The 13,122-nt window shown below is 67.4% G+C and carries 10 protein-coding genes; 9 read left to right on the top strand and 1 reads right to left on the bottom strand.

Annotated elements, in window-relative coordinates; translation table 11 throughout:
- Nucleotides 1-46: 46 nt before the first annotated feature.
- From putA to CEK29_RS15475, 7 genes are all read left to right on the top strand, one after another.
- Nucleotides 47-3,868 carry a trifunctional transcriptional regulator/proline dehydrogenase/L-glutamate gamma-semialdehyde dehydrogenase gene (putA, locus tag CEK29_RS15505; protein ID WP_094858627.1) on the top strand — a complete coding sequence of 1,274 codons (3,822 nt, stop codon included), beginning with the start codon at nt 47-49 and terminating at the stop codon, nt 3,866-3,868.
- Between the two features lie 370 nt (nt 3,869-4,238).
- Nucleotides 4,239-5,384, top strand: coding sequence for a branched-chain amino acid ABC transporter substrate-binding protein (locus CEK29_RS15500; protein ID WP_094801876.1), 1,146 nt, complete (start codon nt 4,239-4,241; stop codon nt 5,382-5,384).
- Between the two features lie 247 nt (nt 5,385-5,631).
- On the top strand, nt 5,632-6,561 hold the full coding sequence (locus CEK29_RS15495) for a branched-chain amino acid ABC transporter permease (RefSeq protein ID WP_094858626.1): 930 nt from the start codon (nt 5,632-5,634) through the stop codon (nt 6,559-6,561).
- A complete protein-coding gene (locus CEK29_RS15490; RefSeq protein WP_094858625.1) occupies nt 6,558-7,652 on the top strand; it encodes an ABC transporter permease subunit in 1,095 nt (364 codons plus the stop codon). The genes CEK29_RS15495 and CEK29_RS15490 overlap by 4 nt, the downstream gene beginning before the upstream one ends.
- Complete coding sequence (locus CEK29_RS15485) at nt 7,649-8,452, top strand: ABC transporter ATP-binding protein (RefSeq protein ID WP_094858624.1); 804 nt, start codon at nt 7,649-7,651, stop codon at nt 8,450-8,452. The genes CEK29_RS15490 and CEK29_RS15485 overlap by 4 nt, the downstream gene beginning before the upstream one ends.
- A complete protein-coding gene (locus CEK29_RS15480; RefSeq protein WP_094858623.1) occupies nt 8,449-9,186 on the top strand; it encodes an ABC transporter ATP-binding protein in 738 nt (245 codons plus the stop codon). The genes CEK29_RS15485 and CEK29_RS15480 overlap by 4 nt, the downstream gene beginning before the upstream one ends.
- 164 nt (nt 9,187-9,350) lie before the next feature.
- Nucleotides 9,351-9,569, top strand: coding sequence for a hypothetical protein (locus CEK29_RS15475; protein WP_094801866.1), 219 nt, complete (start codon nt 9,351-9,353; stop codon nt 9,567-9,569).
- Between the two features lie 150 nt (nt 9,570-9,719).
- Here the strand turns inward: CEK29_RS15475 and CEK29_RS15470 are convergent, their stop codons facing one another.
- Nucleotides 9,720-11,009: an MFS transporter gene (locus CEK29_RS15470; RefSeq protein WP_094801864.1), complete on the bottom strand. Its 1,290-nt coding sequence runs from the start codon at nt 11,007-11,009 to the stop codon at nt 9,720-9,722.
- A gap of 84 nt (nt 11,010-11,093) precedes the next feature.
- On the opposite strand from CEK29_RS15470, the gene CEK29_RS15465 reads away from it, so the two are divergent.
- The gene (locus CEK29_RS15465) at nt 11,094-11,792 is read left to right on the top strand and encodes a TetR/AcrR family transcriptional regulator (protein WP_094858622.1); all 699 of its coding nucleotides are present in this window, start codon (nt 11,094-11,096) and stop codon (nt 11,790-11,792) included.
- Nucleotides 11,793-12,755: 963 nt separating this feature from the next.
- Nucleotides 12,756-13,052: a hypothetical protein gene (locus CEK29_RS15460; RefSeq protein ID WP_094858621.1), complete on the top strand. Its 297-nt coding sequence runs from the start codon at nt 12,756-12,758 to the stop codon at nt 13,050-13,052.
- Nucleotides 13,053-13,122: the final 70 nt, after the last annotated feature.

The following is a 13,122-nucleotide window of genomic DNA, read 5'->3' as shown; positions in this document are numbered from 1 at the left end:
GCCGCCTCGCGCGGCCTTCCCATGCTGTATCAGGAACCCACGATTTATGGCTAGCACGACCCTGGGCGTCAAGGTCGACGACGCGCTGCGGGATCGCCTCAAGGCGGCCGCACAAAAGCTGAACTGCACACCCCATTGGCTGCACAAGCAGGCCATCGTCTCCTATCTCGACAAGATCGAACGCGGCCAATTGCCGCCCGAGATGGCGCATCTGGGCCGTGAAGACGGCGGTGTGGACGACCTCGACGACACGCCGGTCGTGAATCACCCGCCGTTCTATGATTTCGGCCAGGACGTGCAGCCGCAGTCGGTCCTTCGCGCCGCGATCACGGCTGCCTACCGCCGCCCCGAATCCGAGTGCGTGCCGCTGCTGCTGGGGCAGGCCCGCATGCCGCAGCTCGAAAAGACGCATGCGATGGCGGCCAAGCTGGTGCAGGCGCTGCGCGCCAAGCGCACCGGTGGCGGTGTCGAAGGGCTGATCCAGGAGTTTTCGCTGTCGAGCCAGGAGGGCGTGGCCCTGATGTGTCTGGCCGAAGCGCTGTTGCGCATCCCCGATCGCGCCACGCGCGACGCGCTCATCCGCGACAAGGTCGCCCGCGGCGACTGGAAGTCGCACATGGGCGGTTCGCAGTCGCTGTTCGTCAATGCCGCCACCTGGGGCCTGATGATCACCGGCAAGCTGGTGTCCGTGAGCAGCGAACAATCGCTGTCGCGCGCGCTCACGCGCCTGATCGGCAAGGGCGGCGAGCCCCTGGTGCGCAAGGGCGTCAACATCGCCATGCGCATGATGGGCGAGCAGTTCGTGTCGGGCCAGACGATCTCCGAGGCGCTGGCCAACAACCGCAAGCTGGAGTCGCGCGGCTTCCGTTATTCCTACGACATGCTGGGCGAGGCCGCCACCACGGCCGAAGACGCCGAGCGCTACTACGCCTCGTACGAACAGGCCATCCACGCCATCGGCAAGGCGGCGGCCGGCCGCGGCATCTACGAAGGCCCGGGCATCTCGATCAAGCTGTCGGCGCTGCATCCGCGCTACTCGCGTGCCCAGCGCGAGCGCGTGATGGCCGAGCTGCTGCCGCGCGTGCGCGCGCTCACGATCCTCGCCCGCCAATACGACATCGGCCTGAACATCGATGCCGAAGAAGCCGACCGCCTGGAAATCTCGCTCGACCTGCTCGAAGCGCTGTGCTTCACGCCCGAACTCGACGGCTGGAACGGCATCGGCTTCGTGATCCAGGCCTATCAGAAGCGTGCGCCTTTCGTGATCGATTACGTGATCGATCTCGCGCGCCGCAGCGGCCACCGCGTGATGGTGCGCCTGGTCAAGGGCGCCTACTGGGACAGCGAAATCAAGCGTGCCCAGGTCGACGGCCTCGAGGGCTACCCCGTCTATACGCGCAAGGTCTACACCGACGTGGCCTACCTGGCCTGCGCGCGCAAGCTGCTCGGCGCGCCCGAGGCGGTCTACCCGCAGTTCGCCACGCACAATGCCTACTCGCTTGCGGCCATCTATCACCTGGCCGGGCAAAACTATTACCCCGGCCAATACGAGTTCCAATGCCTGCACGGCATGGGCGAACCGCTGTACGACGAAGTGGTCGGCCCCGTGGCCCAGGGCAAGCTCAATCGCCCCTGCCGCATCTACGCCCCGGTGGGCACGCACGAAACGCTGCTCGCCTATCTGGTGCGCCGCCTGCTCGAAAACGGCGCCAACACCTCGTTCGTGAACCTCATCGGCGACGAGACCATTCCGGTCGAGCAGCTGGTCGCCGATCCGGTCGAAGCCGCGTCGCGCGTGGTGCCGCTGGGCGCGCCGCACGAGAAGATCCCGCTGCCGCGCGACCTGTATGGCAACACCAGCGAAGGGGTGCGCGCCAACTCCGCCGGTCTGGATCTGAGCAACGAACATCGCCTGGGATCGCTGTCGGCCGCACTGCAGACCAGCGCCGCCATCCCGTGGCGCGCCGCGCCGATGCTGGGCGAGGGCGATCCGCTCTGGGACGATGCCCGCGCCATCGACGTACTCAATCCGGCCAATCAGCGGGACGTGGTCGGCCGGGTGATGGAAGCCAACGAAAACGAGGCCGACATTGCGCTGCGCGGCGCGGCCAACGTCGCCCCGATCTGGCAATCCACGCCGGTCGTCGAACGCGCGCAATGCCTGCGCCGCGCGGCGCAGATGCTCGAAGAGCAGATGCAGAATCTGCTCGGCCTGATCGTGCGCGAGGCCGGCAAGTCGTTGCCCAACGCGATTGCCGAGGTGCGCGAGGCGGTCGACTTCCTGCGTTATTACGCCGACCAGGCAGAGCGCGAGTTCGACAACGACACGCACCGTCCGCTGGGCACCGTGCTGTGCATCAGCCCCTGGAATTTCCCGCTGGCGATCTTCACGGGTCAGGTGGCCGCCGCGCTGGCCGCCGGCAACACCGTGCTGGCCAAGCCGGCCGAGCAGACGCCGCTGATCGCGGCCCAGGCCGTGGCCATCCTGCGCGCCGCCGGCGTGCCGGCGGGCGCGGTGCAACTGCTGCCGGGGCGTGGCGAGACCATCGGCGCGCGCCTGGTGGGCGCCGCCGCCGTGCGCGGCGTGATGTTCACCGGTTCGACCGAGGTGGCGCGCATCATCGCCCGCAGCCTGGCCGAGCGCCTCGACGACGACGGCCACACCATTCCGCTGATCGCCGAGACGGGCGGCCAGAATGCGATGGTGGTCGACTCGTCGGCCCTGTCGGAACAGGTGGTGTTCGACGTGCTGAGCTCGGCGTTCGATTCGGCAGGCCAGCGCTGCTCGGCGCTGCGTGTGCTGTGCGTGCAGGAAGACAACGCCGATCACGTTCTCACCATGCTGCGCGGCGCGATGCGCGAGCTGCGCGTGGGTAACCCCGATCGCCTCTCTACCGACGTGGGTCCGGTGATCGACGGCGAAGCCCAACACAACATCCTCAACCACATCGACACGCTGCGCGCGGCCGGCCATCGCGTCGACCAGGTCGAGCTGGCACCGGAATGCCGCGGCGGCACCTTCGTGCCGCCGACGCTGATCGAGATCCAGGACATCGGCGAACTCAAGCGCGAAGTGTTCGGCCCCGTGCTGCATGTGGTGCGCTACGCGCGAGGCGATCTCGACCGCGTGCTGGAGCAGATCAACGGCACCGGCTACGGCCTCACCTTCGGCGTGCACACGCGGATCGACGAAACCGTGGCGCACGTGACCGAGGCCGTCCAGGCCGGCAACCTCTACGTCAACCGCAATATCGTGGGGGCGGTGGTGGGTGTGCAGCCCTTCGGCGGTGAAAACCTCTCCGGCACCGGTCCCAAGGCGGGCGGTCCGCTGTACATGTACCGCCTGCTGTCGGTGCGTCCGCAAGGCCTGCCGCCGGCGCTCAAGGGTGCCACCAGCATGCCGGTCGCGCTGGCGCTGCCCGGCCCTACGGGCGAAACCAACACCTATATGGTCGAGCCGCGCGGCGCGGTCTATTGCGTGGCGGCGACGGATGCCGGTGCCCGCGCGCAATGGGCGGTGGCGCGCGCCACCGGCAACCAGGCCTGGTTCGCCGACACGCCGGCCGCGCAGGCGCTGCTGGCCGGTCTCGATGCTGAGGCACGCGAGCAGGCCGCCATCCTGGATGACGCCGAGGTCGACGAGGCGCAGTATCAGGCCGTATTGTTCGAGGGTGATGGCGACACGCTGCGGGCGCTCAACCAGCGCGTGGCGCGTCGTGCCGGCCCGCTGGTGGCGGTGCATGGCCTGTCGTCGGATGCGCTTGCCGCCGGCGCCAGCTACGCGCCCGAGCGCCTGCTGTGCGAGCGCTCGTTGAGCGTGAATACGGCCGCCGCCGGGGGCAATGCCAGCCTCATGACCATCGGTTGAGGAAGAAAGAATAGGGGGCGATTCGAGCTAGGGCTAACCCGATGTACAACCTCGGGTTATCTCCAATACCAGCCCGGGTTGCACCCGTTCACAATCCGCTCCCACCGGGATATACAGCAGTCAGATTGCAGTTGCTTTACCGTCGTTTCCGGTCGTTTTCCTGCAGTGCCCGGTGCCTGTTGCAAGGCGCCGGCTTGTCGGACCCCGAACCCGGGGTGCCACAAGACCTGCCCCGTGCAGCGCCTGCGGCCTCTGGCTCCTTCGAGAGCGCAGTCCCAGGCCCGCCCGGCGGCAGAAAAACCGGCTTCGGGCCACAAGCCCGGATATAAAACAAAGCAAGGCATTTCGTGCGACCTATCGGGAGGAAACCATGACGTTGCGCACCCCCATCAAACTGCTGGCCGCGGGCATTGCCGCCGCCTGCGTGGCAGGCGCCGCCCAGGCTGCCGACATCAAGTTCGGCTTCGCGGCGCCCCTGACCGGCCCGCAATCGCACTACGGCGAAGACATGCAGAACGGCCTGAACCTGGCGCTCGAAGAAGCGAACCAGAAGGGCATCAAGATCGATGGCAAGCCGGCCAAGTTCGTGCTGGTGTCCCGCGATGACCAGGCCGACCCGCGCGTTGCCGTGCAGGTGGCTCAGCAGCTCGTCGACCAGGACGTCAACGGCATCCTCGGCCACTTCAACTCCGGCACCACGATCCCGGCGTCGCGCGTCTACCACGACGCCGGCCTGCCGCAGATCGCCATGGCCACGTCGCCCGAGTACACCAAGCAAGGCTACGAGACCACGTTCCGCATGATGACCAGCGACACCCAGCAGGGCGCCGCCGTGGGCAAGTTCATCGTCGAGAAGCTCAACGCCAAGAAGGTCGCGATCATCGACGATCGCACCGCCTACGGCCAGGGTCTGTCCGACGAAGTCGAGAAGGCCGTCAAGGCTGCCGGTGGCCAGATCGTGCGCCGCGAGTACACCACCGACAAGGCCAACGACTTCACGTCGATCCTGACCAACATCAAGGGCAGCGCGCCCGACGCCATCTTCTTCGGCGGCCTCGACGCGCAGTCCGGCCCGATGAAGCGCCAGATCGCGACGCTGGGCATCAAGGCGCCGCTGGTCTCGGGCGAAATGACCCGCAGCGACACCTTCATCAAGCTGGCAGGCGACGCCGCCGACGGCACCTACGCCTCGCTGGCCGGTGTGCCGCTCGACAAGATGACCGCGGGCAAGGACTTCGCCCAACGTTACGAAGCCCGCTTCAAGAAGGCCCCCGGCGTGTACGCGCCCTACGCCTACGACGGCGCCTGGAACATGATCGCGGCGATCGAGAAGGCCAACTCGGCCGATCCCTCGAAGTACCTGTCGTCGCTGGCCAAGCTCGAGCGCAAGGGCGCCACCAGCGAGCACATCTCGTACGACAAGAACGGCGACCTGAAAGAAATCTCGGTCACGATCTATCAAGTCAAGAACGGCAAGTGGGAGATGGTCGAAACGATGGTCAGCCAGGCCAACTGAGCCGACCGACCCCGGCACCTGCCTGGCGCCTGACGGCCCGGCATGTGCCGTGTCCACGCGGCGAAGCGCACCGCGCTTCGTCCGCCGACCGTGCCGCGGCCGGCGGCCGTCCGTACCGCCCCGACACCGTGTCGCCGCGGCGGACCGGCCTCCGCGCCGCCTGCCATAACGGCGCCGACCCCTCACCGGGCGCGCACCGGTGCAGACCGCACGGCGGCCTGTTACCCGGCTCCTTTTCGAAGCCCGTATGGATATCTTCACTCAACAACTGATTAATGGCCTCACGCTGGGCAGCGTGTATGCGCTCGTCGCGTTGGGCTACACCATGGTGTACGGCATCATCGGTCTGATCAACTTCGCCCATGGCGATGTGGTCATGATCGGCGCGATGACCGCCACCATGATCGCCGCCGCCATGGTGGGCGCCGATCCCAACGCCTCGGCCTTCATGGTGCTCGGCGTGGGCATGCTGGTCGCCGTGCCGCTGTGCATGGCGGTGGGCTGGACCGCCGAGCGCATGGCCTACCGGCCGCTGCGCCGCGCGCCCCGCCTGGCCGCGCTCATCACCGCCATCGGCGTGTCCATCATTCTGCAGAACGTCGCGATGATGGTGTGGGGGCGCAACTATCTCAACTTCCCGCAGGTGCTGCAGCCCGACGTGCTGAACATCTTCGGCGCCCGCATGAGCACGCTGCAGATCGCCATCGTGGTGATCGCCGCCGCGATCATGGGCGCGCTGCTGGTGGTCGTGCACAAGACCCGCCTGGGCACCGCGATGCGCGCCACCGCGCAGAATCGCGAAGTGGCCGGACTGATGGGCGTGAACATCAACACCGTGATTTCCGCGGCCTTCCTGATCGGCTCGGCGCTCGCCGCCGTGGCCGGCATGATGATCACCACCTACTACGGCGTGTCGCAGTACACGATGGGCTTCATGCTCGGGCTGAAGGCCTTCACGGCCGCCGTGCTGGGCGGCATCGGCAATCTGGTCGGCGCCATGGCGGGCGGCCTGCTGCTGGGCATCATCGAAGCGCTGGGCTCGGGCTATATCGGTGACCTCACCGGCGGCTTCCTGGGCAGCCACTACCAGGACGTGTTCGCGTTCGTCGTGCTGGTGCTGGTGCTGATCTTCCGTCCGTCGGGCTTGCTCGGCGAACGGGTGGGGGACCGCGCATGAGCACGCTGCCTTCCAACCGCTCGGGTATCAACACCCGCCAGCTCGCCGCCATCGCGCTGATCGGCGTGGTGCTGGCCGTGCTGCCCTTCGTGATCGGCATGGCCGGCCAGAGCTGGGTGCGCATCATGAACTTCGCGCTGCTCTACGTGATGCTGGCGCTGGGCCTGAACATCGTGGTGGGCTTCGCCGGCCTGCTCGATCTCGGCTATATCGCGTTCTACGCGGTCGGCGCCTATGTGTGGGCCTTGCTCGCATCGCCGCACTTCGGCCTGCACCTGCCGTTCTGGGCCATCCTGCCGATCAGCCTGGCACTGGCGTGCGTCTTCGGCGTGCTGCTTGGGGCGCCCACGCTGAAGTTACGGGGCGACTACCTCGCCATCGTGACGCTGGGCTTCGGCGAGATCATCCGGATCTTCCTCAATAACCTGAACGCGCCGATCAACATCACCAACGGGCCGCAGGGCGTGAACCGCATCGATCCGTTCCGGGTGGGCGACTTCGCCTTCAATCGCACCGAAACGCTGATGGGCATCCGCTTCACGGGGCCCGAGAAGTACTACTACCTGCTGGTGGGACTCACGCTGCTGATCATCCTGGTGTGCGCGCGACTGCAGAATTCGCGCATCGGCCGCGCCTGGGAAGCGATCCGCGAAGACGAAATCGCCGCCAAGGCCATGGGCATCAACACGCGCAACATCAAGCTGCTGGCCTTCGCGATGGGCGCGTCGTTCGGCGGCGTGGCGGGCGCGATGTTCGCGGCCATGCAGGGCTTCGTCAGCCCCGAGAGCTTCAGCCTCACCGAATCGATTTCGATCCTGTGCATGGTGGTGCTGGGCGGTATGGGCAACATCCCGGGCGTGATCCTGGGCGCCATCATCCTGGCCGCATTGCCCGAGTTCCTGCGCGCGGTCGTCGAGCCGGTGCAGCACATGCTGTTCGGCGCCGTGGTCCTCGACCCCGAAGGCATCCGTATGCTGCTGTTCGGCCTGGCCATGGTCTGCGTGATGCTGTTCCGCCCGGCCGGCCTGTGGCCCTCGGCGGTGCGCAAGCGCGAGCTGGCGGGCAACCGCCAGCAGGGAGGTGCGGCATGAGCGTGATCCTCAAGGCCGAAGGACTCGGCAAACGCTTTGGCGGCCTGCGCGCGCTCACCGACGTGAGCTTCGATATCGAAGAGGGCGAGATCTACGGCCTCATCGGACCGAACGGCGCGGGCAAGACCACGCTGTTCAACGTGCTGACCGGGCTGTACATCCCCGAAGACGGCAAGTGCACGTTCAACGGCATTTCGCTGGTGGGCACCAAGCCGCACGAAGTCGCGGCCGCGGGGCTGGCCCGCACCTTCCAGAACATCCGCCTGTTCGCGAACCTGAGCGCGATCGAAAACGTCATGATCGGGCGTCACGTGCGCACCCGCGCCGGCGTGTTCGGCGCGGTGTTGCGCACGCCGGCACAGCGCGCCGAAGAGGCCGCCATCGAGCGCCGGGCGCATGAGCTGCTCGAGTACGTCGGCATCGGGCATCGCGCCAACGACGTCGCACGCGCGCTGTCGTATGGCGATCAGCGACGCCTGGAGATCGCGCGGGCGCTCGCCACCGATCCCAAGCTGCTCGCGCTCGACGAGCCGGCGGCGGGTATGAACGCTTCCGAGACCGTGGTGCTGCGCCAGCTGATCGAGAAGATCCGCGCCGACGGCATCACCGTGCTGCTGATCGAGCACGACATGAAGCTCGTGATGGGCCTGTGCGACCGTGTACTCGTGCTCGAGTACGGCAAGGTGCTGTCGATGGGCAAGCCCGCGCAGGTGCAGCGTGACCCCAAGGTCATCGAAGCCTATCTCGGCGCCGGTGCGGCCACCGATCCGCTGTTGTATCATTCGGAGGAGCCGGCATGAGCACTGCACAACCCTTACTGGCGCTGCGCCAGTTCGAAGTCGCCTACGGCGGCATCCGTGCCGTGCGCGGCATCGACCTGCATGTGAACGAAGGCGAACTGGTGTGCCTGATCGGTGCCAACGGCGCCGGCAAGAGCACCACGCTGCGCGCGATCACCGGCCTCGTGCCCACCGCGGGCGGCGTGGTCGAATACAACGGCCAGTCCATCGCGGGCAAGCGCTCCTACGAACTCGTGCGCCAGGGGCTCGTCATGGTGCCGGAAGGCCGGGGCATCTTCGGCCAGCTCACCATCGAAGAGAACCTCGCCATGGGCGCCTATACCCGGCGCGACGCGGCGCAGATCCGGCAGGACACCGAACGCGTGTTCACGCTGTTTCCGCGTCTGGCCGAGCGGCGCAAGCAGGCCGCCGGCACGCTGTCGGGCGGCGAGCAGCAAATGGTGGCCATGGGTCGCGCCATGATCGCGCGTCCCAAGCTGTTGTTGCTCGACGAGCCCTCGATGGGCTTGGCCCCGTTGATGGTCGAGAAGGTCTTCGAGGTGGTGCGCACCATCGCCAACGAAGGCGTCACGATTCTGCTGATCGAGCAGAATGCGCGTCTGGCGCTCGAGAACAGCCATCGCGGTTACGTGATGGAATCGGGCGAGATCATCCTGGCGGGCCCCGCCCGCGAGATGCTCGACGAACCGAAGGTGCGCGCGGCCTATCTCGGCGAGGTCGAAGCCGAGGCCTGAGCGGCTGCGCTCGGGTGCCGCCACGCAAGCCTCCAAGCCCCGGTAAGCCGGGGCTTGTCGTTTGTGCGGTTCGAGCGGGGCCCGTCCGCCCGGTGTTACGGCGCGGTCGCGGCACGGCGCATGCTGATAGGGGGGTTGTCCCCGTCCGCCCAAAGGAGAGCAGCATGAAGACCCAGATCCAGTTCAAGAAGACCGACGGCAGCGAAGGCGTCGCGCTCGTCAGTGGCGATGCCACCGACGTGGTGCAGGCCAAGAGCGCGCTCGCCGATCAGCTGGCGCGTCCGCCCGAGGCCGAGGGCGGTCAGGAGGCCAGCGCCGACGAGCGTCTGCGCAAGGCGGGCATCGACCCCGCTTCGGTCAAAGGCACGCACATCGCCGAGTAGGCGTTGCGCATCGAGGTCAGCGACACGAGACCTCGACCGGCGCGGCGCAAGCCCGGCGATGCAAACCGCCCCCCGGCGCATTGGGAAGTAACCCATGCGCCGGGGGGCGGTTCGTTTGTGCAGCGCGCTTGATGCGCCCGGCGCTGGCCGTCAGGCCGGCTGCGCGGCCGCCGTGGCCGGGCGGCGGGCGATCATCAGGGCAATCACGGCGGCGATCAGGCCGGTGGCGCCCGCGATCACGAAGGCCCACTGGTAGCTGCCCGTGGATTCGCGCACGTAGCCGCCCATCCAGGCGGCGCTGGCCGCGCCGAGCTGGTGGCCCGCCACGATCCAGCCGAACACGATCGGCGCGTCGCGTTCGCCGAACGCCTCGGTGGTCAGGCGCAGCGTCGGCGGCACCGTCGCGATCCAGTCCAGCCCGAAGAAGATCGCGAAGATCGACAGGCTGTAGAACGAGAAGTCGGAGTAGGGCAGATACATCAACGACAGCCCGCGCAGGCCGTAATACATGAAGAGCAGACGGCGTGGGTCGTAGCGATCGGTGAGCCAGCCGGAAGCCGTGGTGCCGACGAGATCGAAGATGCCCATCAAGGCCAGGAGGCCCGCAGCCTGGATCTCGGCGATGCCGTGGTCGCCGCACATGGCGATCAGGTGCGTGCCCACGAGACCGTTGGTGGTGAAGCCGCACACGAAGAACGTGGCGAACAGATACCAGAACGTGCGCGTGACGGAAGCCCGGCGCAGGGCCCCGAACGTCGCGGCCAGCAGACCGGTGCGCGGCGCGGAGGAGGGCGGCGGCGCGTCGGGCGCGCTGCCATAGGGGCGCAGGCCGACGTCGGCCGGCCGGTCCGGCACCAGCCAGATCGCGAACGGCACCAGCACCGCGGCACCGGCCGCCACGGCCCAGACCACGCGCGTCCAATCGCCCGACGAGGCGAGCGCGGCCAGAATGGGCAGAAACAGCAGGTTGCCGGTCGCGGTGCTCGCGGTCAGCAGGCCCATCATCAGTCCGCGACGGGTGGCGAACCAGCGATTGACGATCGTGGCGCCGAGCACGACGGCGACCGCGCCCGAGGCGATTCCCGAAAATACGCCCCAGGTCAGCAACAGCTGCCAGGACTCGGTCATGAACGCGCTGGCCGCGCTCGAGGCCGACATCAGAATGAGCGCGCCGATCAACACCCGGCGCAGGCCGAAGTGCTCCATCGCGGCCGCCGCGAACGGCCCGGTCAGGCCGTACAGAAAGATGCCGACGGCCGCCGCGAACGAAATCGTGGCGCGGCTCCAGCCGAAGTTTTCTTCGAGCGGCACGATCAGCACGCTGGGCGTGGAGCGCAGCCCGGCCGAGATCAGCAGGGCGAAGAAAATCACCGCCACGACCACGAAGGCGTACTTCTGGCCATAGCGGCGGAAAGGGGCAGGAGGCTGGGCTATACTCATGTTACTGACCGGTAAGTAATCAGGAACTCGAATCGTACGTACCGGTCAGTAACATCGTCAAGCGTTTTTTCTGGAGGAGACACGATGGCTTCCAAGACGACGGATTCCCCTTCCGCGGCTCCCCGCGCGACGGAAGCGGGGCAGGCAAGCCAGGCCGGGCCGCGTCAGGCCGGGCCGCGTGAGGCCGCGCCGCGGCAGGCCGGCCCGCAACCCGCCACGCCGCGCCTGGCCGCCGACCGTATCCGCGAAACCGCGCGCCGCATGTTCTACCGCGACGGCATCCGTGCCGTGGGCGTCGATGCCATCGTGAACGAGGCGGGCGTCACCAAGCCCAGCCTCTACCGGGCGTTTTCCTCCAAGGACGAGCTCGCCGCCTCCTACCTGCGCGACTACGAACAGGAGTTCTGGGCGCGCTTCGACGCCGGCCTCGACACCCATCCCGATGATCCCCGCGAGCAGGTGCTGGCCTACTTTCGCGTGTTGTCCCAGCGCGCCACCGAGCTGCCGAACTACCGGGGCTGCGGTCTGAGCAATGCCTGCGTGGAGTATCCCGAGCCCGACCATCCGGCGCGGGAAGTTGCGGTCGCGCACAAGCATGTATTGCGTGACCGCATGGTCGAACTCGCCCGGGCCATGGGCGCGCAGGATCCCGACGAACTGGGCAACGGTCTGCTGCTCATGCTCGAAGGCGCCTTCTTGACCGGCCAGATGTTCGGCGAAGACGGCCCGCCCAAGTACCTCGTCGCCGCGGCCGAGCGACTGATCGACGCCAGCCTGCGCTGAGCCGCGGGCCACGCCAGGCCGCGGGGCACCGCCATCGTTGCCTCCGCTGCCTGCGCCTCACCCCTTCCTCTCTTTCCCTGAGCCGACCCCTCGGGTTCCGCCAACCGGCGGCCCGGGCGCGTCGGTGCGCACCTGCGCGCGGCATCCCTAAAAACTGCATGCAATTCGAGCGAAGGCTCGCGTTGTCCTGAAAGGCCAAGGTGAGACGTCTCCGCTGACGGCGGCGACCCGCGCCGCGTCCTCAGCGCCCGGGCGCGGCCCTTTCACGAATTGCATGCACTTGGCGCACGCGCTCGCGCCATCCCTCGCACCACGCGTGCTTTTCAATCAACAGCCGACCACGCGCACTTCGGAACGAAGTGCATGCACTTCATATCGCCTGCCTCGTGTCGGGAGCCGACGTGGCATGCGCTACGCCGTTGCGCGGCCGCAAAAGGTGGGTGGCGACGTCCGTCCGAAATCGCGGGTGGGCAGAAAGATCGGATGTGACTGCACCGACACTGAACAGGCAGGTTTCGCGTCGGGGTAGCGCAAGCTGCCGCCGGCGATGGGCCCGCAACAACCAGCTAGAGCAGAAACGTGGCCGATCGACACACACAGGCGGGACCCAGCAAGACTCGACTTCACCTGGCAGCCGGGATCGTGGCGCTCGGTGCGCTCAGCGCGGCGGGCTTCGCCCACGCCCAGTCGCAGCCCTTGCCGCCCGAGGCCGCGCCCCGGCACGAGATCGAACGGCGCCAGCAGCAGGAGATCGAGGCGCAGCGCGAGCGGGCGCAACACCGGTGTCAGACTGCCCTCTCGCTTCGATCTGCTCTATCCATTCCTGTCTCACAGCGAATTTGAAGTTCCGGTGGTAACTTCATCAGCTTTCCCGTCCGGTAAGACATCTCCATGTCATATGCCCGGCACGGCCCAAGCACTTGCCCGCTATTGCCTCATCCGAACCCCAGCCGCGAATCCTTCATGAGCACCGAGCCCGATCAGCCGATAGACACCCTCGTTTTGGGGGATGAGTACGACGATGCCTTGCGCAGCGCGCTGTGGCGCGTGTTGCTCGAGATGGATATGGAGCTGTTGGATCGGACGTGGGGCGTGGGTGGGTCTCAGGAAGTCGAGACGATGCGTCTGCGGGTCGCGGGGGAGTTGGTCACGGTGGAGTCAGAGACCTACATGGGGCTGAGCATCGCAGGCCCCAGTGGCTTGGTCGAACGCATCGCGCTGGCGGTGCGTCAGGTGCTGGGGGGCGGGTCGCCTGAGTGACCCCGGCGCCGCGGGTGGGCGCTGCACTACGTACAGATAAAGTAAGCCCTGGGGGAAATCGAACTGACCG

This window comes from Bordetella genomosp. 5, assembly GCF_002261475.1.
Taxonomy (GTDB): domain Bacteria; phylum Pseudomonadota; class Gammaproteobacteria; order Burkholderiales; family Burkholderiaceae_B; genus Bordetella.
Note: the sequence above shows the minus strand (reverse complement) of the source record. Positions and strands in the feature narration are given on the sequence as shown.

What these genes read in the sequence shown, in the direction of transcription:
- CEK29_RS15495 (WP_094858626.1), top strand. Translation starts at nt 5,632, where the DNA reads ATGGATATCTTCACTCAACAACTGATTAATGGCCTCACGCTGGGCAGC.
- CEK29_RS15480 (WP_094858623.1), top strand. Translation starts at nt 8,449, where the DNA reads ATGAGCACTGCACAACCCTTACTGGCGCTGCGCCAGTTCGAAGTCGCC.
- CEK29_RS15460 (WP_094858621.1), top strand. Translation starts at nt 12,756, where the DNA reads ATGAGCACCGAGCCCGATCAGCCGATAGACACCCTCGTTTTGGGGGAT.
- CEK29_RS15465 (WP_094858622.1), top strand. Translation starts at nt 11,094, where the DNA reads ATGGCTTCCAAGACGACGGATTCCCCTTCCGCGGCTCCCCGCGCGACG.
- CEK29_RS15500 (WP_094801876.1), top strand. Translation starts at nt 4,239, where the DNA reads ATGACGTTGCGCACCCCCATCAAACTGCTGGCCGCGGGCATTGCCGCC.
- CEK29_RS15475 (WP_094801866.1), top strand. Translation starts at nt 9,351, where the DNA reads ATGAAGACCCAGATCCAGTTCAAGAAGACCGACGGCAGCGAAGGCGTC.
- putA (WP_094858627.1), top strand. Translation starts at nt 47, where the DNA reads ATGGCTAGCACGACCCTGGGCGTCAAGGTCGACGACGCGCTGCGGGAT.
- CEK29_RS15490 (WP_094858625.1), top strand. Translation starts at nt 6,558, where the DNA reads ATGAGCACGCTGCCTTCCAACCGCTCGGGTATCAACACCCGCCAGCTC.
- CEK29_RS15485 (WP_094858624.1), top strand. Translation starts at nt 7,649, where the DNA reads ATGAGCGTGATCCTCAAGGCCGAAGGACTCGGCAAACGCTTTGGCGGC.
- CEK29_RS15470 (WP_094801864.1), bottom strand. Translation starts at nt 11,009, where the DNA reads ATGAGTATAGCCCAGCCTCCTGCCCCTTTCCGCCGCTATGGCCAGAAG.